The organism is Acinetobacter sp. S-1, assembly GCF_059579785.1.
This window is the reverse complement of sequence record NZ_CM184207.1, coordinates 601,946-619,257: the sequence shown is the minus strand read 5'-3', so window position 1 is coordinate 619,257 and position 17,312 is coordinate 601,946. Positions and strand designations below refer to the sequence as shown.

At 39.5% G+C, this 17,312-nt stretch carries 16 protein-coding genes; 6 read left to right on the top strand and 10 right to left on the bottom strand.

The annotated features are described in order from the left end of the window. Nucleotides 1-1,212, bottom strand: coding sequence for a class I SAM-dependent methyltransferase (locus AC52J8_RS03070; protein WP_078219684.1), 1,212 nt, complete (start codon nt 1,210-1,212; stop codon nt 1-3). A gap of 129 nt (nt 1,213-1,341) precedes the next feature. Here AC52J8_RS03070 and trhA point away from each other — a divergent pair, with 129 nt between their 5' ends. Further along, nucleotides 1,342-1,983: a PAQR family membrane homeostasis protein TrhA gene (gene trhA / locus AC52J8_RS03065; RefSeq protein WP_031944657.1), complete on the top strand. Its 642-nt coding sequence runs from the start codon at nt 1,342-1,344 to the stop codon at nt 1,981-1,983. Nucleotides 1,984-2,115: 132 nt separating this feature from the next. Then, complete coding sequence (locus tag AC52J8_RS03060) at nt 2,116-3,426, top strand: MFS transporter (RefSeq protein WP_002116183.1); 1,311 nt, start codon at nt 2,116-2,118, stop codon at nt 3,424-3,426. A 67-nt stretch (nt 3,427-3,493) separates the two neighbouring features. On the opposite strand, the gene AC52J8_RS03055 is transcribed toward AC52J8_RS03060, so the two are convergent. Both AC52J8_RS03055 and secA read right to left on the bottom strand, forming a co-directional pair. Beyond that, on the bottom strand, nt 3,494-3,937 hold the full coding sequence (locus AC52J8_RS03055) for a hypothetical protein (RefSeq protein WP_033850706.1): 444 nt from the start codon (nt 3,935-3,937) through the stop codon (nt 3,494-3,496). 131 nt (nt 3,938-4,068) lie between these two features. Beyond that, nucleotides 4,069-6,789 (bottom strand): preprotein translocase subunit SecA, encoded by a 2,721-nt coding sequence (gene secA, locus AC52J8_RS03050; protein WP_086399648.1) that lies wholly within the window; start codon nt 6,787-6,789, stop codon nt 4,069-4,071. 406 nt (nt 6,790-7,195) lie between these two features. On the opposite strand from secA, the gene AC52J8_RS03045 reads away from it, so the two are divergent. The 3 genes from AC52J8_RS03045 (at nt 7,196) to AC52J8_RS03035 (ending at nt 9,438) form a co-directional block, all read left to right on the top strand. After that, the gene (locus AC52J8_RS03045) at nt 7,196-7,846 is read left to right on the top strand and encodes a peroxiredoxin (RefSeq protein ID WP_005050084.1); all 651 of its coding nucleotides are present in this window, start codon (nt 7,196-7,198) and stop codon (nt 7,844-7,846) included. A 204-nt stretch (nt 7,847-8,050) separates the two neighbouring features. Next, the gene (locus AC52J8_RS03040; protein WP_197739000.1) at nt 8,051-8,863 is read left to right on the top strand and encodes an MBL fold metallo-hydrolase; all 813 of its coding nucleotides are present in this window, start codon (nt 8,051-8,053) and stop codon (nt 8,861-8,863) included. Then, nucleotides 8,860-9,438, top strand: coding sequence for a dual specificity protein phosphatase family protein (locus tag AC52J8_RS03035; protein ID WP_197738968.1), 579 nt, complete (start codon nt 8,860-8,862; stop codon nt 9,436-9,438). The genes AC52J8_RS03040 and AC52J8_RS03035 overlap by 4 nt, the downstream gene beginning before the upstream one ends. A 29-nt stretch (nt 9,439-9,467) precedes the next feature. Here the strand turns inward: AC52J8_RS03035 and AC52J8_RS03030 are convergent, their stop codons facing one another. The 5 genes from AC52J8_RS03030 to AC52J8_RS03010 form a co-directional block, all read right to left on the bottom strand. Then, complete coding sequence (locus tag AC52J8_RS03030) at nt 9,468-10,487, bottom strand: SPOR domain-containing protein (RefSeq protein WP_086399645.1); 1,020 nt, start codon at nt 10,485-10,487, stop codon at nt 9,468-9,470. Next, complete coding sequence (gene folC / locus AC52J8_RS03025; protein ID WP_086399644.1) at nt 10,478-11,764, bottom strand: bifunctional tetrahydrofolate synthase/dihydrofolate synthase; 1,287 nt, start codon at nt 11,762-11,764, stop codon at nt 10,478-10,480. The genes AC52J8_RS03030 and folC overlap by 10 nt, the downstream gene beginning before the upstream one ends. Further along, nucleotides 11,761-12,657, bottom strand: coding sequence for an acetyl-CoA carboxylase, carboxyltransferase subunit beta (gene accD / locus AC52J8_RS03020; protein ID WP_002116475.1), 897 nt, complete (start codon nt 12,655-12,657; stop codon nt 11,761-11,763). The genes folC and accD overlap by 4 nt, the downstream gene beginning before the upstream one ends. Continuing rightward, nucleotides 12,654-13,457 (bottom strand): tryptophan synthase subunit alpha, encoded by an 804-nt coding sequence (trpA, locus tag AC52J8_RS03015; RefSeq protein WP_002116163.1) that lies wholly within the window; start codon nt 13,455-13,457, stop codon nt 12,654-12,656. The genes accD and trpA overlap by 4 nt, the downstream gene beginning before the upstream one ends. A gap of 246 nt (nt 13,458-13,703) precedes the next feature. Then, complete coding sequence (locus tag AC52J8_RS03010; RefSeq protein ID WP_086399643.1) at nt 13,704-14,753, bottom strand: AraC family transcriptional regulator; 1,050 nt, start codon at nt 14,751-14,753, stop codon at nt 13,704-13,706. Between the two features lie 121 nt (nt 14,754-14,874). On the opposite strand from AC52J8_RS03010, the gene AC52J8_RS03005 reads away from it, so the two are divergent. Then, entirely contained in the window at nt 14,875-15,750 is an 876-nt protein-coding gene (locus AC52J8_RS03005; RefSeq protein WP_197738967.1) for a metal-dependent hydrolase, read from the top strand. An 8-nt stretch (nt 15,751-15,758) separates the two neighbouring features. On the opposite strand, the gene AC52J8_RS03000 is transcribed toward AC52J8_RS03005, so the two are convergent. Both AC52J8_RS03000 and AC52J8_RS02995 read right to left on the bottom strand, forming a co-directional pair. Next, nucleotides 15,759-16,754, bottom strand: coding sequence for a DUF2804 domain-containing protein (locus tag AC52J8_RS03000; RefSeq protein WP_014207614.1), 996 nt, complete (start codon nt 16,752-16,754; stop codon nt 15,759-15,761). A 37-nt stretch (nt 16,755-16,791) separates the two neighbouring features. Further along, on the bottom strand, nt 16,792-17,304 hold the full coding sequence (locus AC52J8_RS02995; protein ID WP_005072710.1) for a DUF1543 domain-containing protein: 513 nt from the start codon (nt 17,302-17,304) through the stop codon (nt 16,792-16,794). Between the last annotated feature and the right edge of the window lie 8 nt (nt 17,305-17,312).

Genomic DNA, 17,312 nt, shown 5'->3' with positions numbered 1-17,312 from the left:
CTAGCACTTACAGCCGATATTTTCGATCGGCAACTGATCTTGCAATAATAATTCCAACGTTTGTTTTTTAATTCCGTACATTTCTTTCAATGCTTGGATTTGAGCCATAATCTTGGTGTCAGGCTGTGAAACGTTTTTGCGTTTCGTTGCCAAAATCATTTTATTTTTGCTGGTATGTTCAAGCGATACAAACTCAAAAACTTTGGTTTCATAACCATACGCTTTTAAAAGTAACGCACGTAAAGTGTCAGTCAGCATCTCAGCTTGTTGTCCAGCATGAATACCAAACTGTAGCATTGGTTGTAAAACTTCTGGGCTATGTAATTGAGGGCGTAACTCTTTGTGGCAACATGGCGCACACATAATCATCGAAGCGTTTAAACGGATTCCAGTATGAATAGCAAAATCTGTCGCAATATCACATGCGTGTAAGGCAATCATTACATCCAGCTTTTCCGGTTGATAACTACGAACGTCACCTTCAAAAAAGTCTAAGTGGTTAAAATGCACTTTGTCTGCAACGTTCTGGCAAAATTCCACCAAATTACGGCGCAGCTCTACACCAGTAATTAATGGCGTCTTCTGTTGTTGTTGCAGATAATCATACAATGCAAAAGTTAAATAACCTTTCCCCGAGCCAAAATCGACAATGCGTAACTCTTGTTGAGACGCATCAATCTGTTCATAGGCACTCGCAAAAATTTCGATAAATTTATTAATCTGTTTCCATTTACGGGCCATGCTTGGAATGACCTGAGCTTTTTCATCAGTAATACCCAGCTCTTTTAAAAATGCATTGCCCTGCTGTACATAGCGCTGCTTTTCACGGTCATGCGCCTGAACCGTTTGTGTCGTATTTACGGCCTGCTTTTTACCCATATTTAATATGGCTTTTTTCTTATTTTTTTTAAGTTGAATTTCTTGAGTAGTCGAAAATAAGTTTGCTTGCTTACACTGAGTGATTAATTGCTCAATCTGCTGCAAGCCTTCTTGAAATGAATAGTTTTTAGTCACATCTTGAGTCGTGTGATGGTATAGAGCTGAAAGCTGTTTTTGTCCATGTAGCTCTACAACGCGGAAAGTGATTTTTTCCAGCTGCGCCAGCTCTCCCTTATATTGGCTCAAGATCAAACGTTCAAAAGCTTGTTGGTCAAGCATTTGCTTGATTTCATGAAAGAATTGCTGTTCTTGCTCAAAGGAGAAAACCGACACGGATATACCTGAAAAATGAAGACTCATATAAAATAGAAGTTTAAAGGGTCTAGGATTAAAAATAAAATAACTTTACGACTGTTTTGTATTTCTATACATTTGTATTTTTAATCAAAAAAAATTAAAGTTATGAGTAAATCTGTGTTGGAAACTTACGATCCAAAAGAAGAACTATTTAATGCCTATAGTCATGGTGCTGGCGTTGTTATGGCGGTTGTAGCTTCTATCTTTTTAATTATAAAGGGATCTTATCTTTCCACTGCTCAATGGGTGGGCTTATGGGTATATTCATTTAGCCTAATTTTAGTTTTTACCAGTTCTACACTCTATCATTTTGCTCAAACACAAAACCTACGCTACTGGTATAAAAAACTCGACCACACTGCTATTTATTATTTAATTGCGGGAACATATACCCCGTTCTTAAGCATTGCTATACCTACGCAAAAAGCTCATATTTTACTTATTGCTCTCTGGAGCATTGCTGCAATTGGTACACTTTTCAAGTTAGTTTTTATTCATCGTTTTCAGAAAATTTCGCTACTTGCTTATGTTCTTATGGGTTGGCTTGCTGTATTTGTTATGGATGATATGCGCACCTATCTGAGTAAAGACGCGTTGATTTTGTTAATTATTGGCGGATTAGCTTATACGGTTGGAGCATTGTTTTACGCGTTAAAAAAGGTAAGATATACCCATGCGATCTGGCATATTTTTGTGCTTTTAGGTGCAGGGGCACATTTTCTTGCAATCTATTGGTACGTAGTTTAGTCCATTTTTCACTCATATTCAGTGATCCTGAAAGAGTCATGGATGATGTTCTTTCACGCTATTCTTTGAGAAAAATACGTCTTTAAAAAGAATAGTCATTAAAAATAAATTTTAACGGATATAAGGACTTATATGGAGTCAACTTCTGCGACTGCTGCTCCTGTAGTAGCCACTAATTCAAAAACACGAGTTTTGTTTGCAAGCTTAGTCGGTACAACCATTGAGTTCTTCGACTTTTATATCTATGCAACAGCTGCCGTGATTATCTTTCCTCACCTGTTTTTCCCTGCTAGTAGTGGCAGTGCCGCAGTCTTACAATCTCTGGCAACCTTTGCAATTGCCTTTATTGCTCGTCCTATCGGTGCCGCATTATTTGGCCATCTAGGAGACCGTATTGGCCGTAAAGCAACTTTAGTTGCAGCTTTACTGACCATGGGTATTTCAACCGTATGTATTGGTTTACTTCCCACCTATGCCCAAATCGGGATTGTCGCACCATTACTATTAGCTGTTTGTCGTTTAGGACAAGGCTTAGGTTTAGGCGGTGAATGGAGTGGCGCAGTATTATTAGCGACTGAAAATGCCCCAGAAGGTAAAAGAGCATGGTACGGCATGTTTCCGCAGCTAGGTGCTCCAATCGGCTTTATTCTGGCAACAGGTTCATTCTTATTATTGAGTGCAGTTATTCCTGAGCAAGCATTCATGCAATGGGGTTGGCGTATTCCATTCATTGCCAGTGCTGTATTGGTTATTGTTGGCTTATATATCCGTTTAAAACTTCATGAAACTCCAGCTTTCCAAAAGGTTTTAGATAAGCAAAAAGAAGTTAATATTCCATTTAAAGAAGTCTTAACCAAACATACAGGTAAGCTTATTCTTGGTACAGTTGCAGCAATCTGCACCTTTGTTGTGTTCTATCTTACTACCGTATTTGCCTTAAACTGGGGAACCACTAAACTGGGTTATGCGCGTGGAGAGTTTTTAGAACTTCAATTGTTTGCCACACTTTGCTTTGCCGCATTCATTCCTTTATCGGCTATTTTTGCAGAAAAATTTGGTCGGAAAACAACTTCTATTGGCGTCTGTATCGCTGCTGCGATTTTCGGTTTGTTCTTCTCTAGTATGTTAGAGTCTGGAAATACCTTAATCGTATTCCTTTTCTTATGTACTGGCTTGGCAATTATGGGCTTAACCTATGGTCCAATTGGTACAGTTCTTTCTGAACTTTTCCCAACTTCAGTTCGTTATACAGGCTCAGCATTAACCTTTAACCTGGCTGGTATTTTTGGTGCATCGTTTGCCCCACTGATTGCGACTAAACTTGCTGAAACTTATGGTTTATATGCGGTTGGTTATTATCTTACTGCTGCATCACTTTTATCATTAGTTGCCTTCTTACTTATTCGTGAAACAAAAAATGATGATGTAAATAATCAGATTTAAAGTTTTAAAGACACCCCTATAAAAAAAGCCAGTTCAATTTGAACTGGCTTTTTTATACGTAAATGAATTAATTCATTGATGCAGGATTTGCTGGAGCAACACTATTTGTTGCAGCTGACGTTGTCACATTGCTTGCTGCAACTGCCGCTGGTCCTGCTACAGCTGCTTCACCGATTAAAGCAACTTTTGCTTTTTCTTGGCTTTTTGCAGAGAGAGCTGGGTTACTTGCCACAATACGATTAATATTTGCTGAGTTTGCGGGAGCAATCGCAGTAGTTTGTAAAATAATTGGGCGATTACCTGTATTACCCAACGTATAGCGAATACCTGTACGTGGACTAATCACTGTAGTATTTTCTTGCTTCACTACAGCTTGAGCCGAAGTTGGGCCTTTTGCTGCAAGTACTTTGTCAACCGTTGTCGTTTGAGGGGCTGAAGCTGCTTCTGCTGCAAAAACAAAACTTGGTACAGCAAGAACAGTTAAAAATAAAGGTTGTAATACTTTTTTCATTGTCTTTCCAACATACACTCTGGATGAGAAGTAAATAGCATTTAATGCTTAAAACTGCAAACATTATTCACAGGCTTACTACAAACATAAAAAAAGCAGAACAATTGTTCTGCTTTTTTTGTGAAGGCAGATTAGATCTTACCGTGACATTGCTTATATTTTAGTCCTGAACCACATGGGCATGGTGCATTACGGCTTTCTGGAACAGGGAAAGCTTGCTGTTCAGCAGACTCGTTCATGGTTTCTTGAGAAAGTGTAACTTCACCAGTTAAACCATCTACATCATCATGTTCAAAAGAAAGCTTCATTGATTCAGCTTGCTGCTGCTGTTGAGCTTCCATTTCTGCAAGTTCTTCTGGTGTTGGGATATGTACACGAGACAAATCAGTCACAACATCAGTTTTAATAATACCCAACATGTTTACGAACAGGTTGAAAGCTTCTTTCTTATATTCCTGTTCAGGGTTCTTTTGCGCATAGCCACGTAAGTGAATACCTTGGCGCAAATAATCCATTGCAGCCAAGTGATCTTTCCAATGGCGATCAAGAGAGTTTAAAACGAAATGGCGCTCAAGCATTGCTGCTGATTCATCACCCATTTGAGCGCGGCGCTGACGATAACGTTCAATTACTTCATCACTAATACGCTCAACCAAACCTTCTTCATCTAAACGACGATCTTGGTCTAACCATTCTTGAATTGGCAGCTCAATACCTAAATCAATACGTAAAGCATTTTCTAAACCTTCCACATCCCACTGATCATGAATTGACTCTGGTGGAATAAAGTTAGCAATCATGCCTTGCATCACTTCACGATGCATTTCTTCAACGTAGTCTTTTAAGGTGTTTTCAGCTAATACTTCATCACGTTGAGAATAAATGATCTTACGCTGTTCATTATTCACGTCATCGTATTTCAATAAGTTCTTACGAATATCAAAGTTACGCGCTTCAACTTTACGCTGAGCATTCTCAATCGAACGGCTCACCATTTTATGTTCAATCGCTTCGTCTTCTTTCAAACCCATCGCACGCATCATGCCAACAACACGATCGCCTGCGAAAATACGCATAAGGTCATCTTCAAGAGACAAATAGAAACGAGAAACACCAGGGTCACCCTGACGACCGGCACGACCACGTAACTGGTTGTCAATACGACGTGATTCATGACGTTCAGAACCAATGATATGCAAACCACCTGCTTGCAATACATCTTCGTGGTCTTGTTCCCATTGTGCTTTTAGACGTGATTCATCTTCTGCAGTTGGGTTCTCTAGTTTGGCAAGCTTAGCTTTCCAGTTACCACCCAAGATAATGTCCGTACCACGACCCGCCATGTTAGTTGCAATCGTTACTGCATTCGGGCTACCCGCTTGAGCAATAATGTCAGCTTCACGCTCATGCTGCTTTGCATTCAACACTTCATGATGAATACCAGCTTGCATTAACTTAGAAGATAAAATTTCGCTGGCTTCAATGGTTGCTGTACCAATCAGAATTGGAGCCACACCCTGCCCACGAATGTTCATAATCTCTTGAATAATCGCGTTATATTTGCCGTTACGGTTTAAATAAATTAAATCGTTTTGGTCGTTACGAATCATTGGACGGTGAGTTGGAATAATCACAACATCAAGACCGTAAATTTCTTTCATTTCCGCAGCTTCAGTATCAGCAGTACCTGTCATACCTGAAAGCTTTTTATAGAGACGGAAATAGTTCTGGAATGTTGTTGTCGCTAAAGTTTGGTTTTCAGGCTGAATTTCCAAGCCTTCTTTTGCTTCAACAGCTTGATGCAAACCTTCTGACCAACGACGACCCGGCATCGTACGACCCGTATGTTCATCGACAATAACCACCTCACCATCATGAATAATATAGTGAACATCACGTTGGAATAGGAAATGCGCACGAATGGCAGCAGATACATGGTGAACAAGGTTTAGGTTTGTTGCTGAATATAAGCTTTCGCCTTCAGCCAACAAGCCCATTTGAATAAGTTCTTGTTCAACAGTTTCATAACCAATTTCAGTCATTTCAACTGAACGTTGCTTTTCATCAATCCAGAAATGCCCACCATCTGCAACTTTTTCTTCTTTTTGCGGATGTAATTTAGGAGGAATCGTATTGATTGCAGAATACAGATGCGAAGAGTCTTCACTTTGACCAGAAATAATTAATGGTGTACGTGCCTCGTCAATTAAGATGGAGTCAACTTCATCGATAATGGCATAGTGCAAACCACGTTGTTTCTTTTCTGCTAAAGAAAACACCATGTTGTCACGTAAGTAGTCAAAACCGAATTCATTATTGGTACCGTAAGTGATATCAGCAAGATAAGCTTCCGCTTTTTCTGACGGACCTTGCATTGAATAAATTGTACCAATTGATAGACCCAAAAACTCAAATAATGGGCGGTTCAACTCAGCATCACGCTGTGCCAAATAATCGTTCACAGTAATGACATGTACACCTTGGCCACTCAAAGCGTTTAAATAACACGCCAGAGTGCCCATAAGGGTTTTACCTTCACCAGTACGCATCTCGGCAATCTTACCTTCATGTAAGGTAATACCCCCGATTAACTGAACGTCATAGTGACGCATACCCATCACACGCTTAGCAGCTTCACGACAAACCGCAAACGCTTCTGGAAGTAATTTATCTAAACTTTCGCCATTATTATAACGTTGTTTGAATTCTGGAGTTTTTGCAGATAAGTCTGCATCGCTTAAAGCTGATATCGTCGGCTCGAGCGCATTGATTTGCTCAACAATTTTGCGCATGCGTTTGAGTTCACGCTCATTTTTTGTACCGAAGATACCTCCGATCAGACTTGCCAACATGGATAAACTCTCTAAATCTTGCTTGGTCAAATGAATAAACTTTTTCTCAGTCGTTTATTATGGTGTCAGAAATTTGAAGTACAAGGGGTTTGCACAAAACCCCTAAAAAAAATCTGATAGTTAGACGAATGGTTTTTCATTCATCTAATCTCCCCTTAATGTGCCGAGCACCAAAAACACACCATTAACGCTCATCGATTAAGCATAACTTCCGAGAAATCTAATTTAGCAAATTTACCTTAAAGTTACATTGATTAAGCACTTAAAATAATGAGTTTTAGTCATATATATTTACACTTATATAAAAAGTTCATAATAAAATACAAAAACAATAATTTTAATCATAAAGTAAATGCTGCATATTCATTCAATCGAATAACAAATTATGAGCAATTGAGGAAAGATCATGACACTACGATTAGGAGATACTGCTCCCGATTTTCAACAAGAATCGAGTGAAGGCACAATTAATTTTTATGATTTTTTAGGGGATAGTTGGGGAATTTTATTTTCACATCCAGCCGACTATACTCCCGTATGTACCACTGAATTAGGTTATACAGCAAAATTAAAAGATGAATTTACGAAGCGTAATGTTAAAGCGATTGCTTTGTCAGTAGATGATGTAGAGTCTCACAAAGGCTGGATCAACGACATCAATGAAACACAAAATACAACTGTAAACTTTCCAATCATTGCAGATAAAGATCGTAAAGTATCTGAGCTCTATGGCTTCATTCACCCTAATGCCAGTGAAACTCTAACAGTGCGCTCATTAGTGATTATTGATCCTAACAAAAAAGTTCGCTTAATCATTACCTACCCTGCTTCGACGGGCCGAAATTTTAACGAAGTCTTACGTGTTGTGGATTCATTACAATTAACAGACAAGCATAAAGTCGCTACACCTGCGAACTGGCAGCAAGGTGAAGATGTCGTTATTGTGCCATCACTTAAAGATGAAGAAGAAATTAAACAACGTTTCCCTAAAGGTTATACAGCTGTTAAACCTTATTTACGCCTCACGCCACAGCCTGAAAGCAATAAAACCGACTAAAGGTTTTATTGCTTGCAAGACAAACGCAGTGCGTAGGCAAGCATCTGAAAAATTCCCTACCAGATAAGCAAACACTTAGATTAAATATCACACCCGAAAAAGTCATCCGTAGTGATGGCTTTTTTATTTATGTATTGAATACTCATGGTTTTTATTGTTCAGATCAGTTATAACTCGAAGCGATTCGGTAAAAAAATAAAAATCATGATCTATAAAATTCATCATTTAAAGTGTGGCAGCATGTGCCCAGTTTGCGCCCCTTTATTTGGACAAAAAGGCTTCCGAGCTGAAGTCATCTGTCATTGTCTTTTAGTTGAAACTGATCGAGGCTTAGTGCTTATCGATACAGGCTTTGGCTTGCAAGATTACTTACATATGAAGCAACGCCTAGGCTCATTAGTTAAGCGTTTAGGCAAAATTGAGCATAATCTTGAATTTAGTGCGATCCAACAAATTCAAAAGCTAGGATTTAATCCGAAGGATGTACAGCACATCTTTGTCACTCATCTTGATTTTGATCATGCTGGTGGAATTTCAGATTTTCCACATGCCACTGTGCATGTTTTAGCTGCAGAATATAACGCAGCCCAACTTCCAAATTTTAAGGGCAAACTTCGCTATAGAACCAATCAATATAAAGATCATCGCTACTGGAACTTTATTGAATATCAAAAAGGTGAAGCATGGTTTAACCTCGAAAAAGTAAAAGGATTTCCACTGTTTCAAGATGAAATTTTAATGGTACCACTGTTGGGGCATTCAGCTGGACATTGCGGTATTGCAATAAAGCAACAAAATCAATGGTTATTATTTTGTGGAGATGCCTACTACTCACACCTAGAGTTAAACCCTAAAAATAAATTAAGATCACTTGGTCTGTTGGAAAAAACATTTGCAGAAGACAATCAAAAACGTCTTTTTAATCTCAAGCGTTTACAGCATTTAGCTCAACATGAACCAATGATTGAAATAATTTGTGCTCACGACCCTGATGAGCTGAAACGGTATCAAACATGAAAAAATTATCGCTCCTTACACTTGTCATCTGTATAAGTTTACAAGGGTGTATGCAGCACGAAAGTATCGCCCATGAGCATCGACCACAAGATTGGGGAAGCTTAGTTTCTCAGACTCATAACTTTTATCAAATTAGTAATGATGTTTATCGCAGTGAACAGCCTGATGCTGCAATGATTTCTGAATTAAAGAATCATCAAATTGGAACGATCATTAATTTAAGAGCCAAAGACGCAGATACTTTAGTTTTTAAAAATGAAAATTTTAATCTTGTGCATATTCCTATCAACACTTGGGCAATTGACCGACAAGATCTCTTAGAAGTCATGCAACAAATCAAAATTGCCAAGCAGAATGACCAGCGCGTTTTATTACACTGCTACCATGGTTCAGACCGTACCGGCGCCAGCGTTGCCATGTATCGCATTATTTTTGAAAATTGGGCAATTGACGATGCGGTTAAGGAAATGAAACAAGGTGGTTACGGTTATCATATTATCTGGAAGAACATTGACCGTTTATTTACACCTGAAAATGTAAAATGGATTCAACAGCAACTGTCGAATCCATCTTAGTAACATTTTGAGTGGAATTTTTAATCTGGTTAACGTTGGTCTAACGGTACCCAGTCAATCACCCACGCTGATTTCATGTTTAAACTTGAATCAGAAGTAATTTTCTTACGAGCAGCATCTGCTGTATCACGGTCTTTTGCAGGTCCAACCATAATACGAATCCCCTTACTGGTTGGGCTTGTAGTGACCTTATAGCCTTTAGCTCGTAATTTAGAAACAACTGCATCTGCATTTGCTTGGTTAGCAGCCAAAGCGACTTGAACCATCCACTTTTTATCGCCATTTTCAAGCAGTTCACGTGCTTTTTCAGCTTCAGCTTTTTTCTCAGCTTCAGCTTTTCGTTTAGCATCAGAGGCTTTTTTATCAGCTTCTGCTTGTCGTTTGGCTTCAGCAGCTTTCTTGTCTGCTTCTGCCTGTCGTTTAGCTTCAGCTGCTTTCTTTTCTGCTTCTGCTTGGCGTTTTGCTTCAGTTGCTTTTTTGTCTGCTTCTGCTTGACGCTTAGCATCAGCCGCTTTCTTGTCTGCTTCTGCTTGGCGTTTTGCTTCTGCAGCTTCTTTGTCTGCATCTATTTTTGAAGTATCAGTTGTTTTATTCACCGTATTGGTTTGCTGGTTTTTAGCTTTCGCCTCACCCACTAACTCCGGTGGAATATTATCTGAACTTTCTTGAGCCGCTGTACGGCGCGCATTAATCGCAGCGTACTCTGCTGCAGCTTTACGAGCAGCATCAGCTTCAGCTTGCTGCTGCATTGCTAAGAACTCAGCTGCACGTGCTTCTTGTTCAGCAACGGCCTTTTCACGCGCACGACGCTGTTCTTCTAGCAAACGTTTTTCAGTTTCAACATCAACCGCAAGAGGTTGTAGTTGTACCATTTGCCCTTCAGTTGTCTGTTTTGGTTTAGTTTGAGTTTTTGGCGATGTGGATGCGGATGGTTGAGCTTCAACCTGTTTTATTTCCTCATTTCCTTTTAGAAGTAATGCTGCCAATAAAACACCACCTCCTAGTAAAACAACGCCACCCATCCAGCGTTGTTTGTTATTCATTGACATTCTTCCAAATACTCCCAAATCGCTTCTAAAGTATGAAACGAACCACAGGCCAAAATCAGCTGATTGTTATTTGTTTGCTCAAGCGCTGATTTAAAAGCCTCTTTGATATTGCCATATTGTTGTACTGTCTGGCCTTGCAAGGCATCATTGAGTTGCTGAATCGGTGCAGCACGCGGCACATTCAATTCAGCAATTTTCCAATGTAAAACAGTAGGTTTCAATAAATCGACTACTGATTTTATATCTTTATCTGCCAGCATTGAAAATACTGCGACAACTTCTGTGTACTGTTTATTGTATTCTAAGAAATTTCGCAATTGCTTTAACAAAAATTCAACACCATGTGGATTGTGCCCAGCATCAAAAATGACCGTTTTCCCGTCCACTTGGCGCTGTTCAAAACGCCCTGCTAAGCGAGCAGATTGAATACCTTTTTCTAATGCTGACTGAGAAATCTCAAGTCCGCTATTTAAAATGGCCGCAACTGCTCCTGCAATATTTTCAATCGCTAATGTACCTAAAGGAAGTTTTAAAGTGGTTCCTTCCGAAGCAAAGTACCAGTTTTGTCCATCTTCTGCGAGCTTATAAAAATAATCACGATTAACGGTATATAAGTCTGCTTGTGAACTTTGTGCTTTATCTTGAATTGCTTGCGGTAATTGTTGCTCACCCGCGAAGATAACCGGAATATATGGACGAATAATGCCTGCTTTTTCAAAAGCAATTTTTTCGATGGTATCGCCTAACCAGTCTATATGATCTAGGCCAATATTAGTAATCACTGCAATGTCGGGATCAATCACATTGACGACATCTAAACGTCCGCCCAAACCGACTTCGAGCACCCATACATCACATTGTTGTTGTTTAAAAATAACAAAAGCAGCCAAAGTGGTTGCTTCAAAAAAAGATAAGCTTAAATCACAATCGCGACGAGCCTGATCGACTTGAACAAAAGCATCAATCAGACTTTGATCATCGACTTCAACTCCACCTAACTTAACTCGCTCATTAAAGTGATAGATATGCGGTGACTGATATAACCCAACTTTATAACCCTGTGCGTTTAATATCGCAGCCAGTGTGGTTGTGGTTGAGCCTTTACCATTCGTTCCGGCTACTGTAAAAACTTTAGCATTAGGCTGAGTTACACCCAGCTTTTCTGCAACAGGAATTACACGTTCCAGACCAAGATCTATCCCTGTAACGTGAACATGGCTCCAATAATTGAGCCATGTATCTAAAGAGTCTATTGAAAGTGGAGCTTGTTGGTTCAAGGTAAATTCATCAATTTCGATACAAGTCGAGATACAGTATCACGTAAAGCATGACGATGAACAATCTGATCGATTACACCATGATCAAGCAAATATTCAGCACGTTGGAACGGTTCTTCAAGAGTTTCACGTACAGTCTGCTCAATTACACGCTTACCAGCAAAGCCAATCATCGCTTTAGGTTCAGCAATATGAATATCACCCAACATTGCTAAAGAAGCTGTTACACCACCATACACAGGATGTGTTAACACAACGATATATGGTAAGCCAGCATCTTTTAATTTTTGAATCGCGGCAGAAGTACGCGCCATTTGCATAAGCGATAACATACCTTCTTGCATACGCGCGCCGCCAGAAGCTGCGAAACAGATTAATGGCTGACGTTTTTCAATTGCAAGCTCGGCAGCCTTTACAAAACGGTCACCTACAACTGTACCCATTGAGCCGCCCATAAAGTCGAACTCAAAAGCACAAGCAATCATATCTACGCCATTTAAGTTACCTTGCATGGCAATTAACGCTTCCGTTTCACCAGTTTTGCTTTGCGCTTCACGCATACGATCTGGATACGGTTTAGAGTCAACAAACTTTAATGGATCTTTAGCAGTAAATTCTTGACCCAATTCAGTTACAACATTATCGAAGAACCAGTTCAAGCGGTCACGAGCTTTCATTCGTAAGTGTTCGTCGCATTGCGGACAAACATATGCATTGAAAGAAATTGCTGTACGTGTCACTAGTGCATGACATTCAGGACATTCAATCGTTGGCTCAGTAAATGTTGCTTTGAGAATTTGTTGCTCATCTGCGACTTCAATACCTGGAACCGGACGTTTTGTCCATGGTGTCGAAGGGCTAAGAACTTTCCCTGGTTTCACTTCTTGATTCATACTAACTCATCGAGCGCTGCTCGAAGCTCCTTGACTTTACTCACCGTCTGTTCAACAGCGTCATCCGCTGCCAACGTTGCAAAATTTTTAACGAAAGCACTACCTACAATCACGGCATCAGCAACATTACCCATTGCTTTTGCTGAAGCGGCATCACTAATACCAAAACCAACACCCACTGGAATATTCGTGGCATTTTTGATTTTTTGAATACGCGCAGCAGCTTCTGCCGTATCAAGTGTTGCTGCTCCAGTTACACCCTTAAGTGAAACGTAGTAGATAAAACCACTTGCCTGATTTGTCACATGTTGAATGCGTTGATCTGTAGAAGTTGGCGCAAGTAAGAAAATTTGGTCCATATCATGTTGTTTCAACACAGCACCAAACTCTTTTGACTCTTCTGGTGGTAAATCTACAAGTAGTAAACCATCTACACCACATTGTTTCGCATGAGAAACAAACTTCTCGTAACCAATCACTTCAACCGGATTCAGATAACCCATTAAAACAACAGGTGTTTCCTGATCCTGCTCACGGAACTCTTTTACCATGTTAAGTGCATCCAACGTATTGGTCCCTGCTGCAAGCGCACGTTCAGCTGCAAGCGCAATTACCGGACCATCAGCCATTGGATCTGAAAATGGTAAACCAAGCTCAATGACATCTACTCCTGCCGCAACCATTTTATGCAGTAACGGAACCGTTACTTGTGGCTGTGGATCACCCGCCATAACATAAGATACAAGCGCTTTACGTTGTTGGGACTTAAGCTTTTCAAAACGGGTGGCAAGACGTGACATAGGGTTGTGCTTTCCTTGAATTATTTAAAATTGAGGAGTTGTTTGTAGAAATACAAGAACATCGCATTTTAACGCTATTTTTTGTCCATTGAACAGGTCTAACGTTATGGCGATATTCGATTGTATGATTCATACAACCCATGGTGTACATTTATCAATATTTTGAAACTTTTCTCAATGATCAAAGCTTCCTATTTTCGAGCCATTATTAGATCGCCATCAGATCAAAAAACAATCACGCAAAACTTATTTCTCAATATTTTTATTGGCGAGTTGTAATTCCCTTTTCCGCGTGAGTAAAGTTTGTCCTGTCAAATTTTTATGAGCCCGTGCAAGTGCCGACTGATCCGAATATCCCAACTGTTCAGCAATTGTAGTAAGGCTTTCATTTTGGTGAAGTAATATTTCACAGCGTTTCATGCGTTCAGTATCTAAAATTAATTTAAATGAAGTATTTAATGACTGTAATTGACGCTGCAAGCTCCGTACTGAAATATTCAACTCGATGGCAATATCCTCTATTTTAGGGGCTTGTTGCTTGTGTTTGAAATATTCATGAACAATCCAATGTATTTGCTGGGCTAAATCTGTATGTATTTTCCGCTGAGCTAATGCCTCTTCTGCTTGTTTCACTAAAAGTTGCATTAAGCTGGGGTCTGCATGTCGAGGGCGAACATTCAATCCCTCACTTGCAAAAGTTAATGCATAGTAAGGTTGCTCAAATGATAATTTACATTGAAAGAAACGCTGATAGTGAACTAAGGGACCACGTGAGCGATGCACAAACTCAACATGCTGCAAGAGAAAATCATGGAAAGGAGCAATTTGTTTAGCAAGCTGAACCATAGCAGCTAAAGTCAGTTCACAAAGTATGATATTACTGGCATCAACTAGCGGCCAATACAAACGAATGTTAGAAGCATCTTGTTCAACTTGCATAGGCACGACTTGCTCACCGTCAATCACGAGACGATGAAATTTCATGACATATTCAAGAACCTCTGCAAAGCTGCCACTTCGAGAAGCCATATATCCCAGTACACCAAAATTGGCAGGTGTAATACAAGTTGCCATTTCTAGGGCTAAATTAGAAACTTGTAGACGAGACTCTGTCAGCTCTAAAAGTTCAAGAAAAAAGTTTAAAGAAGATTGAGCATCAATAGATGAAGCTAAGATATTTTGAACTTGACGGGCCTGAACATCTGTAAGGTTTAATGCCTGCCAATCGACTCCTTTTTCTTTTAGATAAGTATTCCACAGATAAAAGTAGCCATTTGAAATCGTAAAATCCTGCATGGCTCATCCTTTTTTTAATGCCATCTTGTCGCAAACTGTATAAAAATTGGCAATAACTGTCAAAACAAAGCCGACTATTAGCGACATACTAATGAACATGTTAGATGCGAGAAATAAAAATATGAACGCACATGTTTCTTATCAGGTCGAGCCAGTAGTTCGTAAAGATCTAGATTTTCATTTAAACGAAGCGCCTCGCTTTTGGTTTAATAATGATCCTTTTTTGACTCGTATGTTTGATGCGCTCAGCTTAACCTTTCCAGATGGAGAGCGTTATTTTATTGAATGTGTTCGTATGTTCCGAGACAAAATTGATGATCCCGAACTACAAAAACGGGTTGCAGACTTTATTAAACAAGAAGCTCAACACGGTATTGCACATGACAAAATGAATCAGCTCATGAAAGAGCAAGGTATGCCTGTTGACCAGTTCACAGCCACACTTAAAAGAGTTTTTCGTTTTGAACTCACCAAACGCTCACCACAATACAATATTGCGATGACGGCAGCAGCTGAACATTTAACAGCGTTAATGGCGGAAACTTTTTATAGCAATAAAAAAACTTTGGAAAATGCTCACCCCTATGTTCGAGCGCTATTCGCGTGGCATGCCATTGAAGAGATGGAGCACCGCGATGTTGCTTTTGATGTTATGAAACAGGTGGGTGAAGTTCCTGAGTCGACTCGTCGTTTTGTCTTGGTTCTTACGACAGTACTGATGTTTGGCTTTACACTTTACCGCACGAATATCATGTTGAAATGTGATGGCTTTAGTCCAAGAGAAAGACTCTTGATGAATGTTAAAGGTTTACCTTGGTTCTTTGGCAAAAATGGCACATTAACCGCTATGAAAAACCAATATTTAGATTGGTTTAAAAAAGACTTTCATCCAAGTCAGCATCCAGTCATTCGTCAATATCCTGTTTGGATTGAAACACTCGAAAAGACAAATGATCCTATTGCAGCTGGTGAGGCATTCTGGCAAGCAGGTTTATAACCTGCTTGTTACCATTTTGCATAATGTTGTTCTAGTAAACCGTATTGCTCATTGCAATTGATTATATCGGTTGCCTCATGCTCAATCGTGCCGCTAATTTTAGCTTGCCACTGATTGAACTGGCTGCCGATCATTCTTAAGTTTATATTTTCATATCGGCACCAACCAATATGCACTTGGAGATTAAGCTTTTGATCTAAAGAGCTAATTTGCCAAAGCTCATCATTTACTTTTTCAAATAAAACATCAGTTAGTGGAAATAAAACGCCGTTAATCCACAAGCAGTTTTCATTACCAAAACTTTCATTAACACCAGAAGCTAAATTTAAACCAATACGACGCCCTTGCTCATCCCAGAAATTACATGAAAGCCAGAACCAAGCCGTTTCAGGTCGCAAAAAACCGCAGGTATCATCTAAAGAGGCAAATGTCTTTTCATCAAATTGTACGACTTGGTTTTGCTTATTAATAAACATTCCCTCTACAGCCAATGTGGTCTGCTTTTGGGTATAAGTCCAACCATTGATTCCTGTTGGTGTACACAAGCTTAATATATCGGTTCCAGCACAAAAAATACGAGCGCTAAGTTGAATCTCACCATATTTAGTGACTCGAATGTATCGCACACCATTGGCATGCTGGATATCAAACTGATAAGGCGATTTAGAAAAATAGCTTTGATTAAACAATGGCTGTTCATCGAGATAGGTTTTATGACCTAAAGGCTGAATGGCATTCCACTCGATGACTTGCTGAGTTTCATGGTCATAAATATAGAAAAAGCCATGCCCAACCCAGCCAATATCTGCAATTGCCAGACCAATACTATAGTGTTTATGTTGAATGCCGCAGAATTTAAATTTTTTATATTTTAATTGTTTACGCCAGCCTTTAAGGACCTTACCGTAAGGGGTTTTATAAATATAATGTTGTACGTGAATGGTTGACGGTACAGATTCAAAACGCCCGTAGCGAGGCTGTCCATTTTCTTGAATTAAATCCATTTACCCACTTCCATATGAATATTAGATTTCAAATGACCTATACCACGGTCAAATACGTATTTTCCCAAATTGTTTCAGCAAAATCGCCTTTTATTAAATGAATATAGCGCCCTGCTACACAATCTATCGCTAAGCAGTCATCAATATCAATGACTCGATCTGTATGTGCTTTTTGCCACTGTCGATCTATAAATTGTTTACCTAATTGTTTGGCAACTACCGCATTTGGTGCAACCACAAACTCATAACGGTGAAGTTCACCGAATTCACTTGCATTATATCCGCCCAGATTAATTAAATATAATTTTAAATCATCTGGTTGTGGAGCAGCGTCTGTAAAGTGAATTTGATAATTTTGCCCTTGAGAGCTAACACCAGAGAGCTTGGCCCAAGCATCAATATGTAATCCTTGAGCCTCACCAAACCAAGCCTGTTTAAGTTGAGGATAAACTTCTTCCAAAGTATCTCCTACAGCCATGACTACATCATGAACTTCTGTATTAGCACGTGCATGACGCCCGCCTAACATCACCATAAACAAACTTGGCATTGTATCCT